Source organism: Pseudomonas sp. XS1P51 (assembly GCF_054897845.1).
In genome coordinates, this window is record NZ_CM142707.1 from 5,760,049 (window position 1) to 5,780,688 (window position 20,640).

Annotated in this window: 19 protein-coding genes; 6 read left to right on the forward strand and 13 right to left on the reverse strand. The window is 59.3% G+C overall.

What is annotated here, in order from left to right:
- Positions 1-102: 102 nt before the first annotated feature.
- A complete protein-coding gene (tsaD, locus tag ACYZUD_RS26665) occupies positions 103-1,128 on the forward strand; it encodes a tRNA (adenosine(37)-N6)-threonylcarbamoyltransferase complex transferase subunit TsaD (protein WP_462020878.1) in 1,026 nt (341 codons plus the stop codon).
- 23 nt (positions 1,129-1,151) lie between these two features.
- Here tsaD and plsY read toward each other — a convergent pair whose 3' ends face one another.
- On the reverse strand, positions 1,152-1,721 hold the full coding sequence (gene plsY / locus ACYZUD_RS26670) for a glycerol-3-phosphate 1-O-acyltransferase PlsY (RefSeq protein WP_462020879.1): 570 nt from the start codon (positions 1,719-1,721) through the stop codon (positions 1,152-1,154).
- Positions 1,722-1,795: 74 nt separating this feature from the next.
- On the opposite strand from plsY, the gene folB reads away from it, so the two are divergent.
- Together folB and folK are read left to right on the forward strand one after the other, a co-directional pair.
- Positions 1,796-2,152: a dihydroneopterin aldolase gene (gene folB / locus ACYZUD_RS26675; RefSeq protein ID WP_462020880.1), complete on the forward strand. Its 357-nt coding sequence runs from the start codon at positions 1,796-1,798 to the stop codon at positions 2,150-2,152.
- The gene (gene folK / locus ACYZUD_RS26680) at positions 2,143-2,661 is read left to right on the forward strand and encodes a 2-amino-4-hydroxy-6-hydroxymethyldihydropteridine diphosphokinase (protein WP_462020881.1); all 519 of its coding nucleotides are present in this window, start codon (positions 2,143-2,145) and stop codon (positions 2,659-2,661) included. Before folB ends, folK begins: the two co-directional genes overlap by 10 nt.
- A gap of 82 nt (positions 2,662-2,743) precedes the next feature.
- Here the strand turns inward: folK and ACYZUD_RS26685 are convergent, their stop codons facing one another.
- From ACYZUD_RS26685 to ACYZUD_RS26735, 11 genes are all read right to left on the reverse strand, one after another.
- Positions 2,744-3,973: a multifunctional CCA addition/repair protein gene (locus ACYZUD_RS26685; RefSeq protein ID WP_462020882.1), complete on the reverse strand. Its 1,230-nt coding sequence runs from the start codon at positions 3,971-3,973 to the stop codon at positions 2,744-2,746.
- A 63-nt stretch (positions 3,974-4,036) separates the two neighbouring features.
- Entirely contained in the window at positions 4,037-5,599 is a 1,563-nt protein-coding gene (locus tag ACYZUD_RS26690) for a SpoVR family protein (protein ID WP_462020883.1), read from the reverse strand.
- The gene (locus ACYZUD_RS26695) at positions 5,596-6,867 is read right to left on the reverse strand and encodes a YeaH/YhbH family protein (protein ID WP_010467159.1); all 1,272 of its coding nucleotides are present in this window, start codon (positions 6,865-6,867) and stop codon (positions 5,596-5,598) included. Before ACYZUD_RS26695 ends, ACYZUD_RS26690 begins: the two co-directional genes overlap by 4 nt.
- 204 nt (positions 6,868-7,071) lie before the next feature.
- A complete protein-coding gene (locus ACYZUD_RS26700) occupies positions 7,072-8,994 on the reverse strand; it encodes a PrkA family serine protein kinase (protein ID WP_462020884.1) in 1,923 nt (640 codons plus the stop codon).
- Positions 8,995-9,290: 296 nt separating this feature from the next.
- Positions 9,291-9,620 (reverse strand): thiosulfate sulfurtransferase GlpE, encoded by a 330-nt coding sequence (gene glpE / locus ACYZUD_RS26705; protein WP_462020885.1) that lies wholly within the window; start codon positions 9,618-9,620, stop codon positions 9,291-9,293.
- A 33-nt stretch (positions 9,621-9,653) separates the two neighbouring features.
- Positions 9,654-10,535: a symmetrical bis(5'-nucleosyl)-tetraphosphatase gene (locus ACYZUD_RS26710; protein ID WP_462020886.1), complete on the reverse strand. Its 882-nt coding sequence runs from the start codon at positions 10,533-10,535 to the stop codon at positions 9,654-9,656.
- Entirely contained in the window at positions 10,535-10,915 is a 381-nt protein-coding gene (gene apaG / locus ACYZUD_RS26715) for a Co2+/Mg2+ efflux protein ApaG (protein WP_462020887.1), read from the reverse strand. Before apaG ends, ACYZUD_RS26710 begins: the two co-directional genes overlap by 1 nt.
- Positions 10,916-11,038: 123 nt before the next feature.
- Positions 11,039-11,857 carry a 16S rRNA (adenine(1518)-N(6)/adenine(1519)-N(6))-dimethyltransferase RsmA gene (rsmA, locus tag ACYZUD_RS26720; RefSeq protein ID WP_462020888.1) on the reverse strand — a complete coding sequence of 273 codons (819 nt, stop codon included), beginning with the start codon at positions 11,855-11,857 and terminating at the stop codon, positions 11,039-11,041.
- Positions 11,854-12,843 carry a 4-hydroxythreonine-4-phosphate dehydrogenase PdxA gene (pdxA, locus tag ACYZUD_RS26725; protein ID WP_462020889.1) on the reverse strand — a complete coding sequence of 330 codons (990 nt, stop codon included), beginning with the start codon at positions 12,841-12,843 and terminating at the stop codon, positions 11,854-11,856. Before pdxA ends, rsmA begins: the two co-directional genes overlap by 4 nt.
- Entirely contained in the window at positions 12,840-14,156 is a 1,317-nt protein-coding gene (surA, locus tag ACYZUD_RS26730; RefSeq protein WP_462020890.1) for a peptidylprolyl isomerase SurA, read from the reverse strand. Before surA ends, pdxA begins: the two co-directional genes overlap by 4 nt.
- A complete protein-coding gene (locus tag ACYZUD_RS26735) occupies positions 14,137-16,935 on the reverse strand; it encodes an LPS-assembly protein LptD (RefSeq protein ID WP_462020891.1) in 2,799 nt (932 codons plus the stop codon). The genes surA and ACYZUD_RS26735 overlap by 20 nt, the downstream gene beginning before the upstream one ends.
- Before the next feature lie 130 nt (positions 16,936-17,065).
- Here ACYZUD_RS26735 and ACYZUD_RS26740 point away from each other — a divergent pair, with 130 nt between their 5' ends.
- From ACYZUD_RS26740 to ACYZUD_RS26750, 3 genes are read left to right on the forward strand one after another with little or no spacing between them, the layout of a single operon-like run.
- Positions 17,066-18,085, forward strand: coding sequence for an aminoglycoside phosphotransferase family protein (locus ACYZUD_RS26740; RefSeq protein ID WP_462020892.1), 1,020 nt, complete (start codon positions 17,066-17,068; stop codon positions 18,083-18,085).
- Entirely contained in the window at positions 18,082-18,753 is a 672-nt protein-coding gene (gene murU / locus ACYZUD_RS26745) for an N-acetylmuramate alpha-1-phosphate uridylyltransferase MurU (protein ID WP_462020893.1), read from the forward strand. Before ACYZUD_RS26740 ends, murU begins: the two co-directional genes overlap by 4 nt.
- A gap of 1 nt (position 18,754) precedes the next feature.
- On the forward strand, positions 18,755-19,522 hold the full coding sequence (locus ACYZUD_RS26750; protein ID WP_462020894.1) for a TerB family tellurite resistance protein: 768 nt from the start codon (positions 18,755-18,757) through the stop codon (positions 19,520-19,522).
- A 113-nt stretch (positions 19,523-19,635) separates the two neighbouring features.
- On the opposite strand, the gene ACYZUD_RS26755 is transcribed toward ACYZUD_RS26750, so the two are convergent.
- Positions 19,636-20,628 (reverse strand): alpha/beta hydrolase family protein, encoded by a 993-nt coding sequence (locus ACYZUD_RS26755; protein WP_462020895.1) that lies wholly within the window; start codon positions 20,626-20,628, stop codon positions 19,636-19,638.
- Positions 20,629-20,640 lie beyond the last annotated feature (12 nt).

Genomic DNA, 20,640 nt, shown 5'->3' on the forward strand with positions numbered 1-20,640 from the left:
TCGCCCGGAATGCAAAGCCTCTGATCGAAAACCGCTAGTCGGGGCATCACATGGCGACTATTATGCGCGCCTTCGAATTCAGCCTAAACAAGGCGCAAACCCATGCTAGTACTGGGATTAGAAACCTCCTGCGACGAAACCGGTGTCGCATTATATGACAGTGAACGCGGCCTGCTGGCTGACGCGCTGTTCAGCCAGATCGACCTGCACCGGGCCTATGGCGGTGTGGTGCCGGAGCTGGCCTCGCGCGATCACGTCAAGCGCATGCTGCCCTTGATTCGTCAGGTGTTGGCCGAGGCCGACTGCGTGCCGACCGAGATCGACGCCATCGCTTATACCGCGGGGCCCGGCCTGGTTGGCGCTCTGCTGGTGGGGGCTTCCTGCGCTCAGGCGCTGGCCTTTGCCTGGGGTATTCCGGCTCTCGGTGTGCACCACATGGAAGGCCACTTGCTGGCACCTATGCTGGAGTCGCAACCGCCTGAATTCCCGTTCGTCGCTTTGTTGGTGTCCGGCGGCCATACGCAACTGGTTCAGGTCGACGGGATCGGTCAATACACGCTCCTGGGCGAGACCCTCGACGATGCTGCCGGTGAAGCTTTCGACAAGACGGCCAAGATGATGGGCCTCAATTACCCGGGCGGTCCGGAAATCGCTCGCCTGGCAGAGCAGGGCGTTGCAGGACGTTTCACTTTCCCGCGTCCGATGTGCGACCGCCCTGGGCTGGCCTTCAGCTTCAGTGGCCTGAAAACCTTCGCCCTGAACACCTGGCAGCAGAGCGTCAGCGCCGGGGACGACAGCGAGCAAGCCCGTTGCGACATCTCGCTGGCGTTCCAGCAGGCCGTGGTGGAGACTTTGACCATCAAGTGCAAGCGCGCCCTGAAACAGGCGGGCATGAAGCGTCTGGTGATCGCTGGCGGCGTCAGCGCCAACAAGGCGTTGCGCACTTCTTTGGAGAAAATGCTCGGCGACCTGAAGGGTGATGTGTTTTACGCCCGTCCGGAGTTCTGCACCGATAACGGCGCGATGATCGCGTTTGCCGGCTGTCAGCGCTTGCAGGCCGGTCAGCACGAAAGTCTGGCGATCAGCGTTCAGGCACGCTGGCCGATGGAGCAATTGTCGGCACTGTGATGAGCGGCGCTCATGTCCGGTATTTAAAAATGCCGTTCGCGCCCGGCAAAGAGGTCGCGTAGATTGCCGCGATGGCGCCAGACGATCAGCCCCGTGAGTGCGCTCATGGGTAGCAGCGCCGCCGGTTCTTGCCAGGCCAGTAGCGGCAGGGTCAGCGGTGTGGCGATCAATGCGGCGAGTGAGCTGGTGCGGGTCAGGTAGAACGTCAGCAGCCATGCGCAGACCGCCAGCAGTGCAGCGGGCGGGTACAGGCCCAGCAGCATTCCGGCAGCGGTGGCGACACCCTTGCCGCCGCGAAAGCGGAAATACAGCGGGAACAGGTGACCGATGACGGCACAGACGCCGATCCAGGCCTGCTCCTGAAGCGAAAGGCCCGCAACACCGGCGATCAGCACGGGCAGAAGGCCTTTGCAGAGGTCGCCGAGCAAGGTCAGGACGGCGAGCTTCTTGCCGGCCAGACGCAACATGTTGGTGGCGCCGGCATTGCCCGAGCCACTCATTCGCGGATCGGGATTACCGGTCAGGCGGCTGAGCAAAATGGCGAAGGACAGAGAGCCGAGCAGGTAGGCGAGAGTCGCCAATAACCAAAACATGCTAACTATTCCGGGCGAGGACGCCCTGATTCTAACGGCGCATTGCGCCCTTGTCGTGCAGCGGAGAAGAGTGCTTGGACAGAGTGTTTATCGAGGGCCTGGAAGTCGACACCGTAATCGGTGCCTACGACTGGGAGCGAGGCATCCGACAGTGCTTGCGTCTTGATCTGAGCTTCGCCTGGGATAATCGCCCGGCGGCTGCCGGCGATGACCTGACCCTGGCGCTCGATTACGCGAGCGTATCGTCGCGTATCCAGGCCTTTGCCGAGCAGGCGCAGTTCCAGCTGGTCGAGACCTTTGCCGAGCGTCTGGCTGAAGTCCTGATGAGCGAATTCAATATCACCTGGATGCGCCTCAAGCTGACCAAGCCGGGTGCCATCGCGGCTGCTACGGGTGGTGTGGGTGTGGAGATCGAGCGCGGATGTCGCTGACTCAGGTGTATCTCGGGCTCGGCAGCAATATCGAGCGCGAATCCCATTTACAGGCCGGCCTGGAAGCCCTGGCGGGTTTTCTGGTGGATATACGCTGCTCGGCGGTCTTTGAAAGTCAGCCGGTGGGGATCAAGAGCGGGCCGTTTTTCAATTTTGTGGTATCGGCTTACACCGATCTACCGCTGATGGAGTTGGACCGCCGTCTGAAATTCATCGAAGCGGACAACGGTCGTTATGCACCGGACCGCAAGGGTTTGCCGCTGGATATCGACGTTTTGCTGTTCGGCGATCTGGTGGGCAACTTCGATGGCTTGATTCTGCCGCGGGCCGAGATTCTGAAAAATGCCTTCGTGCTGTGGCCGTTGTCGCTGATTGCGCCGGATTGTGTGCATCCCGGCGTAGGCAAAAGCTTTGCGACGCTGTGGGCCGAAGCCCGGATTGATCAGGTGTTGGCGCCAGTGGCGTTCGAGTGGCGCGGGGAGCAACTGACCCCTTCGAATTTGTTGTGAGGCCGATGACGTCTTCGCGAGCAGGCTCGCTCCCACAGGGCTTACGCTAACTCTGTGGGAGCGAGTCTGCTCGCGAAACTCTTCAAACAGACGCCGCCTCTTTGTAAGCCTTCAAAGCCTTGAGTCGCTCACGCTTGATCGCTTCGCCCAACTCCAGCCCTTTGAATCCTTTCTCCAGCAGCGGCTGAACCGCCACGCTGCGGGCCACAGTCGCTGCCCCGCGCAAATAATCCGCCTGTGGATAATTTCTCTGCTCCAGGCCTTTGCGCCCGCGCGCGTCCATTTCGCATGCCGCGATAAACTCCTCGAACCGCTGCGGTCGGCGGTACACGTCAAAGCTCTGCAGCAGTTCCAGCAAGGTCGAGGGCTTCAGCTCCAGGGCGCGGTGGCCGTGGGTGTGATACTGGCCAACCAGCAGCGCCAGTTCCTGACAGTCTTTCGGTGCCTTGAAGCGTTCGTTGACCGCTTTGATCAACTTCAGGCCTTTGTGCTCGTGGGCGATGTGCCGGGGCCATTCGTCCTCCGGCGTCAATCCTTTGCCCAGATCATGCAACAGGCAGGCCCAGCGCACGGTCAACGGTTGTTTATGCAGCGCTGCTTGCTCCAGCACGCTTAGCGTATGTACGCCCGTGTCGATTTCCGGATGATGAGCTTCAGGCTGCGGGACGCCGAACAGTGCGTCGACTTCCGGCATCAGCACTTTTAGCGCGCCGCACTCGCGCAGTACCTCAATGAACGCCTGGGGCTGGTCTTCCATCAGTGCACGGGAAATTTCCTTCCAGCTCCGTTCCGCAGTCAACGCTTCCAGTTCACCTGATTCACTGAGTTGGCGCATCAGTGTCATTGTTTCAGGAGCGACAGTAAAACCCAGTCCGGCATAACGAGCCGCGAAGCGGGCAACACGCAGGACACGGAGCGGATCTTCGGCGAACGCGGGGGAAACGTGACGAAGCAGGCGTGCCTCGAGATCCCGCTGGCCCTGGTAAGGATCGGTCAGGTTCTGCTGATCGTCTTCGGCCATGGCATTGATCGTCAGATCGCGGCGGATCAGGTCTTCTTCCAGGGTCACTTCGGGGCTGGCATGAAAGACAAAGCCGCCGTACCCGCGTCCGCTTTTGCGTTCGGTCCGGGCGAGGGCGTATTCCTCACCGCTTTTGGGGTGAAGAAACACCGGGAAGTCCGCGCCCACCGGGCGAAAGCCCTTGGCGAGCATTTCTTCGGTGGTGGCGCCGACCACGACCCAATCGATATCGGTGACAGGTTTGCCCAGCAGGCGATCGCGAACCGCGCCGCCGACTTTATAAATCTGCATAAAAAACCTCCGTTAGCTCGACAGAATAACCTTTGCGTCGAACTTCCGGAGGCAGAAACAGGTTCAAAGATGTATGACGGCCAGATCCAGCCGGCCGTAATCGCCTTCGCTGTGCTCGCTTCGGGGTGGAACATGGTGGGTTTTCATCACCTGGTCCCCTTGCAGGGTTTCCAGATGAATATCGAAGCCCCAGAGCCGGTGGAGGTGCTTGAGCACTTCCTCAGTGGATTCTCCAAGCGGTTTGCGGTCGTGCTGCTGATGCCGCAAGGTCAGTGAGCGGTCGCCGCGCCGGTCGATGCTGTAGATCTGCACGTTGGGTTCGCGATTACCCAGGTTGTACTGCGCGGCCAGGGTTTCACGAATGATCTTGTAGCCCGGTTCGTCATGAATGGCCGGGACCAGCAGATCGTCCTTCTGATCGTCATCGAGAATGCTGAACAGCTTCAGGTCGCGGATCACCTTGGGTGACAGGTACTGCAGGATGAAGCTCTCATCCTTGAAGCTGCTCATGGCGAACTTGATGCTGGACAGCCAGTCGGTACCGGCAACTTCCGGGAACCAGCGGTAGTCCTCTTCGGTAGGGTTTTCACACATGCGCCGGATGTCCCGGTACATGGCAAAGCCCAAAGTATAGGGGTTGATACCGTTGTAATAGGGGCTGTCGAAGCCCGGCTGATACACCACGCTGGTATGGGACGTCAGGAACTCCATCATGAAGCCATCGGTCACCAGGCCTTCGTCATACAAGTCGTTCATCAGGGTGTAATGCCAGAACGTGGCCCAACCCTCGTTCATCACCTGAGTCTGGCGTTGCGGGTAGAAATACTGGGCAATCTTGCGCACGATCCGCACGATTTCCCGCTGCCACGGTTCCAGCAGTGGCGCGTGTTTTTCGATGAAATAGAGGATGTTTTCCTGAGGTTCGGCGGGGAAGCGTGCATTGTCCCTGTCGCTGTACTTGTCCGCGCCTTTTGGAATGGTCCGCCACAGATCGTTGATCTGCTTCTGCAAATGCTCTTCCCGATCCTTTTGCCGGCGACGTTCTTCCTCCGCGGATATCGGGTACGGACGTTTGTATCGATCGACCCCGTAATTCATCAGCGCATGGCAGGAATCGAGCAAATCCTCGACTGCGTCGATACCGTGGCGCTCTTCGCATTGCATGATGTACTGCTTGGCAAACACCAGGTAATCGATGATCGAGCTGGCGTCGGTCCAGGTGCGGAACAGGTAATTACCCTTGAAGAAGCTGTTATGGCCATAGCAGGCGTGAGCGACCACCAAGGCTTGCATGCAGATGGTGTTTTCTTCCATCAGGTACGCGATGCAGGGATCCGAGTTGATCACGATTTCGTACGCCAGCCCCATCTGTCCACGGCTGTAGGACTTCTCGGTGCTGAGGAAGTGTTTGCCGTAGGACCAATGGTGATAACCCAGCGGCATGCCGACGGAGGCGTAGGCGTCCATCATTTGCTCGGCGGTGATTACTTCGATCTGGTTGGGGTAGGTATCCAGGGCATAACGAGCCGCCAGGCGACTGATTTCTTTGTCGTAGGCCTGGATCAGCTCGAACGTCCATTCGGAGCCGGTGGAAATGGGTTGGCGCTTCTGCTCTTTGGCGGTCATGTCACTAACCTGCGCTGGAAGAGTTCACGGAAGACCGGATAAATATCCCCGGCCGATACCAGTTGCTGTTGGGCAAATGTGTCAGAGAAGGCTTCGGCGATGCGTTCGTACTCGAACCACAGGGCCTGATGTTCGCGCGGGGTTATCTCAACGTAAGTGTAGTACTGCACGAACGGCATGATCTGGTTGATCAGAATGTCGCGGCAGATCGGCGAGTCGTCGTTCCAGTTGTCGCCATCGGAAGCCTGGGCGGCGTAGATGTTCCATTCGTTGCTCGGATAGCGTTCGGCCATGATCTCCTGCATCAGTTTCAGGGCGCTGGAAACGATGGTGCCGCCGGTTTCGCGGGAGTAGAAAAACTCCTCCTCATCCACTTCACGGGCGCTGGTGTGGTGGCGGATGAACACGACATCGATCTTGTCATAGTTACGCTTGAGGAACAGGTACAGCAGGATAAAGAACCGCTTGGCGATGTCCTTGGTGGCCTGGGTCATGGAGCCGGATACGTCCATCAGGCAGAACATCACGGCCTTGGAACTTGGATTCGGCTGCTTGATGAGCAGGTTGTACTTGAGGTCGAAGGTGTCGAGGAACGGCACGCGATGAATACGCGCACTGAGTTTTTCTATTTCTGCTTCGATTTCCTGGATATCACCGAAGTTGTCGGGTTCATCCCGCTTGAGTCGCAGCAGTTCCTCTTTGGCTTCACGCAATTTTGCCCGGCTGCTGCCGGACAGGGCGATTCGCCGTGCGTGGGCCGAACGCAAGGTGCGGATGATGTTGATTCGTGACGGGTTGCCCTCGTTGCTGATACCCGCGCGTACGGTTTTGAAGGTGTCGGTGCCGGTCAGGTTGCGCTTGACCAGGTTTGGCAGCTCGAGGTCTTCGAACATGAACTCGAGGAATTCTTCCTGAGTGATCTGGAATACGAACTCGTCCATCCCTTCACCCGAGTTGCCGGCCTTGCCGGGACCTCTGCCGCCGCCACCTCCGGGTGGGCGGGCAATGTGTTCGCCGCTGGTGAATTCCTTGTTGCCGGGATGCACGACGGTCTGCTTGCCACCGCGACCGTGGTGAAGCACCGGCTCGTCGATGTCGCGACCGGGAATGCTGATCTGTTCACCGTGTTCCATATCGGTAATGGAACGCCGGCTGACCGCCTCTTCGACAGCCTTCTTGATGTGATCACGGTAACGCCGCAGAAACCGCTGACGGTTTACCGTGCTCTTGTTCTTGCCATTGAGACGTCGGTCGATCACATAGCTCATGACTGCTCCTTAGAAGCTGTCCTGAAAGGGGCGAGCGGTGATGCAGCATCGAACCGAGTGCCAAGGGATATTTAACGCTCCCCCAAGCGCTTTGGATGCTGCCTGAACTCGCTACCGACTTTCGAACACCTTCCAGAGGCCTGTGTAACAGAAAAAGCGCACACAGGTCTCTGGCTGACGACAACCGGTCTGACCGGCAGCGGGTTACTGTGATTTTCTGACCCGCAGGTACCACTCGGACAGCAGTCGTACCTGTTTGTCGGTGTAGCCGCGCTCGACCATCCGTGTGACGAAGTCGTTGTGCTTCTGTTGGTCCTCTTTGCTGGCCTTGGCGTTGAAGCTGATGACCGGCAGCAGGTCCTCGGTGTTGGAGAACATTTTCTTCTCGATGACCACCCGCAGTTTTTCGTAACTGAGCCAGGTCGGGTTCTTGCCATTGTTGTTGGCCCGGGCGCGCAGTACGAAGTTGACGATTTCGTTGCGGAAATCCTTCGGATTGCTGATGCCTGCGGGTTTTTCGATTTTCTCCAGTTCTTCGTTCAGCGCTACGCGGTTGAGGATTTCGCCTGTTTCCGGGTCGCGATATTCCTGGTCCTGGATCCAGAAGTCGGCGTACAGCACGTAGCGATCGAAAATGTTCTGGCCATACTCGCTGTAAGACTCGAGGTAGGCTGTCTGGATCTCCTTGCCGATGAATTCGATATAACGCGGTGCCAGGTACTCCTTGAGGAAGCGCAGATAACGTTCGCGGGTCTCGGCCTGGAACTGTTCCTGTTCGATCTGTTGTTCCAGCACGTAGAGTAAATGCACCGGGTTGGCGGCGATTTCGTGCGGATCGAAGTTGAACACCTTCGACAGGATTTTGAACGCAAACCGGGTCGACAGGCCGTTCATGCCTTCGTCGACACCGGCGTTATCGCGGTATTCCTGGATCGACTTGGCCTTCGGATCGGTGTCCTTGAGGTTTTCGCCGTCATACACGCGCATCTTGGAGTAGATGTTGGAGTTTTCCGGCTCCTTGAGGCGCGAGAGCACGGTGAACTGCGCGAGCATCTTCAAGGTGTCGGGCGCGCAGTGAGCCTTGGCCAGGGAACTGTTGAACAAGAGCTTGTCGTAGATCTTCACTTCGTCGCTGACCCGCAGGCAGTACGGCACTTTGACGATGTAGATCCGGTCGATGAAGGCTTCGTTGTTCTTGTTGTTGCGGAAGGTGTGCCATTCCGATTCGTTGGAGTGGGCCAGCAGGATCCCGGTAAACGGAATCGCCCCCAGGCCTTCGGTACTGTTGTAGTTGCCTTCCTGGGTGGCAGTCAGCAATGGGTGCAGCACCTTGATCGGTGCCTTGAACATTTCGACGAATTCCATCAGACCCTGGTTGGCCCGGCACAGAGCGCCCGAGTAGCTGTAGGCGTCCGCGTCGTTTTGCGGGAATTCTTCCAGTTTGCGGATATCGACCTTGCCCACCAGTGCCGAGATGTCCTGGTTGTTTTCATCTCCCGGCTCGGTTTTGGCCACGGCGATCTGGTTAAGGATCGACGGATAGAGTTTCACCACGCGGAACTGGCTGATATCACCGCCGAATTCGGCCAGGCGTTTGGTGGCCCACGGCGACATGATGGTGTTGAGGTAGCGCCGCGGAATGCCGAAATCTTCCTCAAGGATCGCGCCATCTTCAGTGGCGTTGAACAGACCCAGGGGCGATTCGAATACCGGCGAACCCTTGATCGCGTAGAAGGGTACTTTCTCGATCAGCTGTTTGAGCTTTTCGGCCAGGGACGATTTACCGCCACCGACGGGGCCGAGCAGATAGAGGATTTGTTTCTTCTCTTCCAGGCCCTGAGCAGCGTGGCGGAAATACGACACGATCTGGTCGATGCATTCTTCCATCCCGTGGAAGTCTTCAAAGGCCGGATAGCGGCGGATCACCTTGTTGGAAAAGATTCGCGACAGCCTCGAGTTGGTCGAGGTGTCGAGCAGCTCCGGTTCGCCGATGGCCAGTAACAGACGCTCGGCGGCGGAGGCGTAGGCGCTACGGTCCTTTTTGCACAGCTCCAGGTACTCTTGCAGCGAGAGTTCTTCCTGGCGTGTGGACTCGAAGCGTTGTTGGAAGTGGCTAAAGATACTCATGACGTCACCTCGCTCGATACGTGGAGCCGACGCCGGATCACTCAGTCGATGCTGGCAGCAACCGGATATGCAGTTGCTGTTTACCCCCCAGAACCCTTCCGGAGCTGACTACCCCGAAAGCTACTCCCGATGACCCGCGCGCCGGTGTACCGGCTCTCCCCTGTTTTGGATGGCCTGCGCTTAAGGATAGTTGCTTATTTGGGAGGTAAAGGCGAGATACGTAATTAGTTGTGGCAGACCGTTCGTCTGCCACCGCGCGAGCCCGCGGGAGCCGGGGCCTGCGCGTTACAAAAAAATTATTCGGAAGTGCCTTGCGCCGTTTCCGAAGGATAAGTCGTACGCCACAGCTCAAAACCGCCATCCATGCTGTAGACGTCGGAGAAGCCCTGGCTGATCAGGTAAGCGGCAGCGCCCTGGCTGGAATTGCCGTGATAGCAAACCACCACGGTCGGTGCGTCGAGGTCGGCGGCCCGAATGAAATCCGAGATGGAATGGTTATCCACATGCTTCGATCCGCTGATGTGCAGGGCGGCGAAGGTTGCAGGGTCGCGGACATCGACCACCACCGCGCCTTGTTCACGCAGGGCCTGGGCCTGTTCTGGGGGGATACGTTTGAATTCGCTCATGGCGGGCTCCTGTGGCTCGGCTGAAAGCGCAGTCTAGCGCCGGGCGCTGGCTGACGATTGTTCGGGAATAGACGGAGCGACTGGCGGTTGGCTGTGGCCTTGGGCGTCGCACTTGCATTGCAGGCGCTCAAAGGTGTCGACGTTCATCAGGGTCATCGCGCCGCCCCAGACGCAACCGGTGTCGAGGGCGTAGATGCCTGGCTCGTTACAGTTGCCTTCAAGTGCGGCCCAGTGACCGAAGATGATCTTCAGGCCCTTGGTCTTGCGCTCCTTGTACTGGAACCAGGGTTTGTAACCCGCCGGTGCAGTATCGAGACCTTCCTTGCTCTTGAGGTCAAGCTTGCCTTCGGCAGTGCAGAAGCGCATCCGGGTGAAATAGTTGGTGATCACTCGCAGGCGGGTCACGCCCTTGAGGTCGCTGTCCCATTTCAGCGGTTCGTTGCCATACATGCCGTCGAGGTACGGTGCGAAACGGTTGTCGTCGCGCAGGGCTTCTTCGACTTCGGCAGCGCACTTCAAGGCTTTACGCAGCGACCATTGTGGCGGTATGCCGGCATGGACCAGGGCGATGTTGCGCTGTTCGTCGTAATGCATGAGTTTTTGCTGGCGCACCCACTCCAGCAGTTCTGCGCTATCTGGCGCTTCGAGAATCTCGCGCAGGGTGTCGGCTTTCTTCAGGCGTTCGATGTTATGCCCGGCGGCCAGCAAGTGCAGGTCATGGTTGCCGAGCACGCACACCAGCGATTCGCGGATGCTATAGAGGAAGCGCAAGGTTGCCAGCGACTGCGGGCCACGGTTGACCAGATCGCCCACCAGCCACAGTTTGTCGCGGGCAGGGTCGAAGGCAACTTGTTTGAGCAGGCATTGCAGGGGTTCGAGGCAACCTTGCAGGTCACCGACGGCATACGTCGCCATCAGTGCAGGGCTCCGGGCACCGCCAGGCGGAATGGGGCGATGATGGCGTCGAAGTGTTTACCGTCATCGGCGATCATCTGATAGGTACCCTGCATGGTGCCGACCTTGGTGGTCATCACGGTGCCACTGCTGTAGGTATGGATTTCGCCGGCCGGGATCAAGGGTTGCAAGCCCACGACGCCGGCACCACGCACCTCCTCGACATGCCCGTCGCCATCGGTGATCACCCAGTGCCGCGACAGCAGCTTGGCCGGTAGCTCGCCAGTGTTGTGCACGGTAATGGTGTAGGCGAAGGCAAAGCGGTTGTGCTCGGGTTGCGATTGTTCTGCCAGATAGCGGGTGACGACGCTGACGTCGACCTGATAACGAGGATCGGACATGCAAGAGGCCTTAAAAACGAAGCGGGGCGCGGGGCGTAGCTGATTGAATTCAGTTTAGGCCAAGTATCGGATAGTAAACCAGACATGACGGCCGGTGTCCTACCCGATAACGCGTCGGGGCTGTCAGATGTCCGCAGGCTTCTGTAGGACTTGTTCGCTGAGCTTGTCGGCCAGACGCACGAAGGCGGCCAGATCGAGTTGCTCGGGACGCAGGCTGCCATCAACACCAGCGGCTTCGATCTCGTCGTTGCTCAGCAGTAGTTTGAGCGTATTGCGCAGGGTCTTGCGGCGCTGGTTGAAGGCTTCGCGCACGACGCGCTCCAGCAAGCGGTGATCCTTGGCCGGGTGCGGCAGTACGGCGTGAGGCACCAGACGCACGATGGCCGAATCGACTTTTGGCGGCGGATTGAACGCGCCCGGGCCAACGTTGAACAGATGCTCAACCCGGCAATGGTACTGAACCATGATCGACAAACGGCCCCAGTCACCACCGCCAGGACCTGCCGCCAGACGCTCGACCACTTCCTTTTGCAGCATGAAGTGCATGTCGCGGATCAGGCTGGCGTTATGCAGCAGGTGAAAAATCAACGGCGTAGAGATGTTGTACGGCAGGTTGCCGACCACTCGCAGGCTGTTCGGCGCGGCATTCAGGCTGGTGAAGTCGAACTTCAGCGCATCGCCCTGATGCAGATTGAAATTGCTCTTGCTGGCGAACTGCTGGTTGAGGATCGGGATCAGGTCCTTGTCCAGTTCCACTACATCCAGCTGGGCACCGCTGTTGAGCAAGCCTTGGGTCAACGCGCCCTGGCCCGGACCAATTTCCAGCAGGCGGTCTTCGGGTTTGGCATGGATGGCGCGCAGGATGCGGTCGATGACGCCAGCATCGTGCAGGAAGTTCTGGCCGAAACGCTTGCGCGCCCGGTGTTGGTAATGCTCGGTCATAAACGGGTCTCGGCCATCTGGTAGGCGGTTTCCAGGGCGACTTGCAGGCTGCCGGTGTCGATTTTGCCGCTGCCGGCCAGGTCCAGGGCGGTGCCGTGGTCGACCGATGTGCGGATGATTGGCAAGCCGAGGGTCACGTTGACTGCTGCGCCGAAGCCTTTGTACTTCAGCACGGGCAAGCCCTGGTCGTGGTACATCGCCAGCACCGCGTCGCAGTGCTCCAGATATTTGGGGGTAAACAGAGTGTCGGCGGGCAGGGGGCCGCGAAGGTCCATGCCCTCGCCGCGCAGGCGCTCTAATGTGGGTTCGATGATGTCGATTTCTTCATGGCCCAGGTGGCCGCCTTCACCGGCATGGGGGTTGAGCCCACACACCAGGATCCGTGGCTGGGCGATGCCGAATTTTTCTTGCAGGTCGGCGTGCAGAATTCGCGTGACCCGCTCCAGACGCTCCGGAGTGATTGCATCGGCAATCTCCCGAAGGGGCAGGTGGGTGGTGACCAGCGCCACGCGCAATCCGCGAGTGGCGAGCATCATCACCACTTGCGCGGTATGGGTCAGGTCGGCGAGAAATTCCGTATGCCCGGAAAAGGCGATCCCGGATTCATTGATCACGCCCTTGTGTACCGGGGCGGTGATCATGCCGGCGAAATGCCCGTCCAGGCAGCCCTGGCCAGCGCGGGTCAGGGTTTCCAGGACGAAAGCGGCGTTGGCCTTGTCCAGCTGCCCGGCGGTGACCTTGGCGTTGAGCGGTGTATCCCAGACATACAGGCTGTTGGCTGGCGCGGGTACGTCCGGCCAGCTGTCCGGCGTGACCGGCAGCAGATCGACAACCACACCCAGCTGCGCGGCCCGCTCAAGGAGCAGGTCGCGGCTGGTAATGGCAATCAGGGGGTGTGGCTGGGCTTGCGAGGCGAGCAGCAGGCACAGGTCGGGACCTATGCCGGCCGGTTCGCCGGGTGTCAGCGCGAAACGTTTGGGTTTCACTGCGCTGCCTGGTCTGCACCAGGGAGTTTGATCTCTACGTACGCTTCGTCACGGATCTGACGCAGCCAGGTTTGCAGCTCTTCATCGTATTTGCGGTTACGCAGTACGGTCATGGCTTGCTGCTCACGAGCCTGGGTGGTGCTGTCGGTGGCGCGACGGCCAAGGACTTCCAGGACGTGCCAGCCATATTGGGTCTGGAATGGCTTGGACAGCTGACCTTGCGGGGTCTTGGCCATCACTTCGCGGAACTCGGGAACCAGTGCATTCGGGTCGATCCAGTTCAGGTCTCCACCGTTGAGGGCGGAACCCGGATCTTCCGAGAAGCTTTTCGCCAGTTCGCCGAAATCTTCGCCCGCTTCGATTCGGGTGTAGAGCGACTGAGCCAGGGCCTTGGTTTTTGCTTCGTCGCGGATCGGACTCGGTTTGACCAGGATATGCCGCACGTGCACTTCGTCGCGTGTCTGGGTCTCACCGCCACGCTTGTCGAGGATCTTCAGGATGATGAAGCCGCCCGGCGTGCGCATTGGCTGGGTGATGTCGCCGACTGCCATGGTGCTGAGCATGCGATCGAACGGTGGTGGCAGTTGAGCTGCTTTACGCCAGCCCATGTCGCCTCCTTCCAGTGCAGTTTCGCTGGCGGATTTGGCGATTGCCAACTGACCGAAGTCAGCGCCTTGCTTGAGCTGCTGGTAAACCGCGTCCGCTTGTTTGGCAGCACTCTGAATGGCGTCGGAGTTGGCGCTTTCCGGCGTAGGAATCAGGATGTTGGCCAGACGAAACTCTTCGGACAGCTGCATTTTGCCAAGGTCGGAAGCGAGGAAGTTCTTCACTTCCTGCTCGGAAACCTGGATGCGTTCGGCCACACGACGCTGACGCACACGGCTGATGATCATTTCACGACGAATCTGCTCACGGGCGTCCTCGTAGGACAGGCCGTCGCGAGTCAGGGCAGCGCGGAACTGTTCAATCGACATGTTGTTGCGCTGGGCAATGGTGCCGACAGCCTGGTTCAGTTCTTCATCGGTAATGCGGATGCCGGAGCGTTCGCCGATCTGCAGTTGCAGGTTCTCGACGATCAGGCGCTCAAGCACCTGCTGATCCAGCACGCCGGCCGGCGGCGCGGCAGCACCGCGTTTGGCAATGGTTTGCTGAACTTCATGAACACGCTGGTCCAGTTGGCTCTGCATGACCACGTCGTTGTCGACAATGGCCACCACTTTATCGATGGACTGTACCGCGGCGTTGGCCGCAGTACCCAGGAACAGCGCGCCCAGCATCAGCGGGCGCAGACAATCAGAAAGCTTGGTCTTCACGTTCACGATAACCTTGGATGCCTTTGTCGAGGAAGCTCTCTACTTTCTGGCCAACAACGCCACCGAGACCTTTCAGAACGATTTGGAGGAAAATGCCATGGTCGCCTTTTTCGTTTTCCGGAGCGTTCTGACTGAACTCGTCATATGACACCCAGTAACGGTTGATCAGGCGCAGTTTCCAGCAGCAGTTGTCGTATTCGAAACCACCGAAGGCTTCCAGAGTACGGTTGCGGTTGTAGTCATACTGCCAGCGGCTGATGGCGTTCCATTGCGGCACGATCGGCCAGATCACCGAGAAGTCGTGCTGCTGGATCTTGTAATAGTCCTTCACGTAGCCCGGAGTGCCAGGCGTGCCGTAGTCACCACCGCCCACCGACCATCGACCGGTGTTCTGGTCATAACGGACCTGGTCATTACGATAGCGATAGCCGGCGTTGATGACCTTGTTCGGGTTGTCTTCAGGCTGGTAGTGGAACATCGCGCTGCCCGAGCGAGGGCTGTGGCTGTCCGGATCCCAGTTGTAATCGGCGGTCGTGCGCCAATCGCGGTTCCAGCGATATTCGTATTCCAGCGCATAAGGCGAAACGTTGGCCTGCGCATCTTCGCGGGTTTTTGCATCGATACCCGGCAACTGGACTTCGCGGTCCTTGAAGTACAAGGCCTGGCCGACGCTGATGCGTTGACGCTCGAAGCCGTCTTCTTCGATCCAGCGGTTGGTCACGCCCAGCGACAGTTTGTTCTCGTCGCCGACGCGGTCGGAGCCCGAGAAACGGTTTTCGCGGAACAACGATGCGTAGTTAAAGGAGTACTCACCGGTGTCGAACACGGGAATGTCTTTCTGGTCTTCCTCAGGTACATAGAGGTAGAACAGACGTGGTTCCAGGGTTTGGCGATAGTTCTTGCCGAACCAGGTGGTGTTGCGATCGAAATACAGACCGCTGTCGATACTGGCGATCGGGACTCCACGGTTTTGCGAGCTGCTGAACGATTCGCCGAGTGCCGACGCGTTATTGCGGTTCGTCAGGATATCGTTCTTGCCGGTGCTATCAAGATCAAGGTCGTACTGAGTGTATTGATACTTGAGCGATGGCTTGATGAAGCCATACGTCCAGTCCAGCGGCAGGCTCACGCCTGGCTTGAGGTTCAGACGATTACCGTTGGCACGAGCCAGTCCCGCCACGTTGGTGTCCAGACGAGGCGACAGAATGCCGTCTTCATCGGAAAACTGCCCTGTTTCCAGGTCGCGCTCAAATCGCACGATTTCTGTTTCGTAGTCGAAATTCAGGCCGTTCGGGTGAGTCGGCAGTTGACCGTTGAAGGTGATCTGCGGCAAGCGGTCGTACGGCGTGATGTTCGAAACGGTCGCGAGCTGATAAGCCTGGGCGTTCAAGCGAGCGGTATAGCTGTCGCCACGGTAGGTGACGGAGCCCTGCTGATTGACGTAATCGGCGCTTTTTACACCAATCTGATCGGTCTGCAGATCCTGGAAGTAATACGGATCGCTGATCTTGGTGTAATCGACTTGAGTCAGAACGCGCGAATCGAGACCACCCTTGTGCTGCCAGTTGTACATGTAGCGGGTTTTTTCGTAGTCGGTCTGCTGGCTGCGTTCGGTATCGTCATCGTTGAGGTACGCAGCGCCGAACTGGCCTTCGCTGGACTTGGTCAGGTAACGGAACTCGCCTTCCACCAGCATGCCGCGCTTGCTCATGTAGCGCGGGTACAACGTGGCATCGTAGTTCGGTGCCAGGTTGAAGTAGTACGGGGTCACCAGCAGGAAGCCGGTATCGCTGCCGGTGCCGATGGTCGGCGGCAGGAAGCCGGACTGACGACGGTCATCAATCGGGAAATAGATGTACGGCGTGTACAGAACCGGAATGTCCTTGACCCGCAGCGTCACGTTGGTCGCGGTACCGAAACCGGTGGCCGGGTTCAAGGTGATGTTGTTGCCCTTGAGCTGCCAGGCGTTGCTGTTCGGCTCGCACGTGGTGTACGTACCATCCTTGAGGCGGATGATCGCGTTCTCGGCACGTTTGGCGTACAGCGCGCTGCCGCGGATACGGGATTTGTGCAGCACGTATTCGGCGTTGTCGACCTTGGCTTCACCGGTGTCGAGCTGCACGTCGGCGTGGTCGCCCACGATCAGTGCGCCGTTGTCGCGAACACGGACGTTGCCGTCCAGTTCGCCACGGCTCTCGGCCTGGTAGAGGTTCGCTTCGTCGGCTTCGACCTGCATGCTGCCCTGGCGCATGACCACGTCACCGGCCAGGGTAGCGACCTGCTCATCCTGCTTATAGCGAGAGGCCTTGGCGCCGATAAAGGTCGGAGCGTCACTTTTATTCGTCTTGTCATTCATGCCAGGACGAATCGGTTCGATATAGGAACCAGAGCAGTAAGGACCGGTTTCGGCCAGTTGCGCTGCAGTGAGCTTCTCGCGTGGAACCCAGTCGAGGTGACTGTAGTCTTCGCTACGGGACTTCAGCGCGCGGCCTTTGGCCTCGGTAACCAGCACAGGCTTGGCGCCAGTGTCTTCGCTGGTACCGCTCTCGGCCGGGGTCTCGCCGGTCGCGGAGACTGCGCTGCCGTCATGGACGGGACGCGGTGGCAATGCAGCCGCCGGCGTCTTTGGCGCACAGTTCCAGGCACCCGAAGCAGAGACTGAGCAGTCATACTGTTCCGCGGCGACCACGAACGAAGTGGCTAGAGGTTGCAGGGCCAGCAGACTGCCGGTCACCAACAACGGAAATTTTTTACGAAACGCGGGGGATTTCAATGCCATCTTATTAGTCCGGGCTTCCTGCGTGCCATCTGCCCGCGGTGTGGGCCGCACGCCTCTCGATGGTCTGAAAAAGATGCTGGATAATAAAGCATGACCCGCTTGACGGCTAGCGCCGTCGGAGACCCTTGCAATGCCTGACCAAGACGTACGTTTGCAACACCTGAAAGTTTGGCTCGATGAACAGTTGGCGACCCTATTTGCAGAGCAGGGCTGGGGCGCCGTACCCCCGGCCACGTTGACCGCGGCTAGCAGTGACGCGAGTTTTCGGCGCTATTTCCGCTGGGAGGGCGAGGGCAAAAGTTTCGTCGTAATGGACGCTCCACCGCCACAGGAAAACTGCAAACCCTTCGTGGATATCGCTTTTTTGCTGGCGAAATCCGGAATAAATGTGCCGAAAATTTATGCCGAAGACCTCGAACGCGGTTTTCTTTTACTCAATGACCTGGGCAACAAGACTTACCTGGACGTGATCGACAGCGAAAATGCCGACGATTTGTTCAAGGATGCCCTGCAAGCGCTGTTGGCTTTTCAGCAGTTGCCGATGGTTGCACCACTGCCGAGTTATGACGTGGCGTTGTTGCGGCGCGAGCTGGAACTGTTCCCCGAGTGGTACGTGAAACGTGAACTCGGCATCGAGTTCGATTCTGCGCAGCAACTGCTCTGGCAACAGGTCACCGATCTGCTGATCGACAGTGCCCTGGCCCAGCCCAAAGTGCTGGTGCATCGTGACTACATGCCGCGCAACCTGATGCTCAGCGAGCCGAATCCCGGTGTGCTGGATTTTCAGGATGCGGTCTATGGCCCTGTGACCTACGACGTGACATGCCTGTTCAAGGACGCCTTCCTCAGTTGGCCTGAAGAGCGTGTGCATGGCTGGCTGGAAAGTTACTGGCAACAAGCCGGTGCCCTCGGCATTCCGGTTCAGCCAGATTTCGAAGACTTCCTGCGCGCCAGCGACCTCATGGGCGTGCAGCGTCACCTGAAAGTCATTGGTATCTTTGCCCGCATCTGTCACCGCGACGGCAAGCCGCGATACCTGGGCGATGTGCCGCGCTTCTTTGCTTATATAGACGCCGTGATCGCCCGCCGTCCTGAACTGGCTGAGCTGGATGTGTTGCTGCTCAGTCTGCGTGCCGGAGCGAATGCATGAAGGCGATGATTCTGGCGGCAGGCAAAGGCGAGCGCATGCGCCCGCTGACCCTGACCACGCCAAAACCGTTGGTTCGCGCAGGCGGCGTGCCGCTGATCGAGTATCACCTGCGTGCGCTGGCCGCCGCCGGGTTTACCGACATCGTGATCAACCATGCCTGGCTCGGTCAGCAGATCGAAGACTATCTGGGCGACGGCTCGCGATATGGCGTGAGCATTCAGTACTCGCCGGAAGGTGAGCCGCTGGAAACCGGCGGCGGCATCTTCCGCGCGTTGCCGTTGTTGGGTGATGAAGCCTTTGTGGTGGTCAACGGTGACATCTGGACCGACTACGACTTCAGCGTCTTGCATCAGCCCATCGCCGGTTTGGCTCATTTGGTGCTGGCGGACAACCCGGCCCATCACCCGGCCGGGGATTTCAGTCTGATCGATGCACAGGTACGCGACGGTCAGCCCGACACTGCCACCCTGACTTACAGCGGCATCGCGGTGCTGCATCCGCAGCTGTTCGACGGTTGTTCCGCCGGGGCCTTCAAGCTTGCGCCGCTGCTGCGCACAGCCATGGCCGATGGGCAGGTGACCGGCGAGCGCCTGAACGGGCATTGGGTGGATGTCGGCACTCACGAGCGCCTGGCTGAAGTTGAAACCCTGATAGAAGCGAGTCGCTGACATGCTGTGGCCAGGGACTCTGATTGGAGCCGGAGCTGGTTTTGTCATTGCCAGCATTCCGGGGGCCATGCTCGGCGCTTTGTTGGGGCAGGCGCTGGATCGGCGTTTGCAACTGCAGAGCTGGGGGCATTTGCGTGAAAAACTCGGCGGCCGTCCGATGCTGCGCAACGATGAACTGCTGTTCGTGTTGCTGGGGCGATTGGCCAAGTGCGACGGGCGGGTGGTGGATGGCCACATCCAGCAAGCACGTCAGGAAATGCGTTCGCTGGAGATGACCGAGTCGGCCCAGCGCCGGGCGATTGCTGCGTTCAATCGTGGCAAATCGGGCCATGACCGGTTGCGCGGTTACCTGCGACGCTTGAGTGCCCAGCCTCATGCGGCCGAAGGTGTGTTGCGCGCCTGTTGGCGGATGGTCTGGGCCGATGGTCGCGCCGGTAGCAGTGAGCGCGAGCTGATTGCCTTGTGGGGTAAATGGCTGGGCTGGACGCCGCTACAGGTGCAGGCACTGGCGACTGACTATGAGCCGCATAAACGTCCACAGGTCAGCAACACCGTGACCTATCAGGACGCCTTGCGACTCTTGGGTGTGTCCGCCACCAGCGAGCCGGCGCAGATCAAGCGCGCCTATCGACGTCTGCTCAGCCGTCATCATCCGGACAAGATTGCGGGCAGTGGGGCGACGGCGTTGCAGGTTCGCGAGGCCACCGACAGAACTCGAGAGCTGCATACCGCTTACACATTGATTCGTGAGCGGCGGGATTTTCGGTAGAACTACAGATTTGCAGTGTTTGTAAGGCCCCCATCGCGAGCAGGCTCGCTCCCACAGGTTAGGTAATCCCTTGTGGGAGCGAGCCTGCTCGCGATGGGGGATGACGCGGTCTGTCAGTCTGCCGCTGATTGCGGGCTCAACCAGCCCCGCACCCGGCGAAACAATTGCTCTTGCTCAGCCTTGGAATTACCCGGCAACGCCTTGAGCGACACCTGGCTGAATGCCGAACTCTTCAAGCGTTTGCTGGCCTGCAAGCGTTCCAGCGCCGCATTGCGATCCAGCGACTTATCTTTATAGAAGATGTCGACGGTGGGCAACTTCAACGTCGGCGTCAGTTCCGCCAGCTCGGGTTTGACTGCAGCGGGCACCTGAGCGGCGACCATCACGAACCTCTCGACTTGCGATGGCTGCTTCTCGCTCAGGTAGCGCGCGGCCCAGTAAGCGCCGGTGCCATGACCGAGCACGACAATGCTGCGAGCGCTTTGTTGTTCAGCGTAGGCAACGGCCGCGTCGATGCGTGCGAAGATTCGCTCGGCGTCGGCTTTGGCCTGCTCCTCGGAGGTTTCGGCGATTGCCTTGTCGGCCACATCCGCTTCACCCCCTGCCGCCTGTTCGATGGGCGCGGCGGTGGTCGAGTCTTTGCTGCCGACATCAGGGGCTTTCGGCGTGGGCGCAACTTCTACAATGCGTGGCGCAATGGCTTCGCTTTGCAGGTCTGGCAAGGTGATACTCAAGCTGCTCCACTCGGCGTCCGGCAATTTGCGCCGCAATGGACCGATTGCTTGCGGCCAGTCAACGGTTTCGCCGGCGCCCGGGATGATAATCACCGCGCCTTTGGGGGCGGCGGTATTGGCCGGTTTCCACAAGGCCAGAAACGTGTCGATACCGGCTTGCAGTTGTTGCTGTTCCTGGGCAGGGATTTTTCGCTCAAGTGCTGCGGCTTCTTCCTGGCTACGCTCAGGCAGCGGCTGACGCTCGACCGGTTTTGCTTCGGCGGGTTTTTCCTCGGTGGCAGGTGCCGGGGCGGCCGCCTCAACGGAAAAGGCACAAGGCAGGATCAACGACAGGCACAATGCTGGCAGCGCCAGGCGGTAGACAGGGGGCATCGGATATTCCAG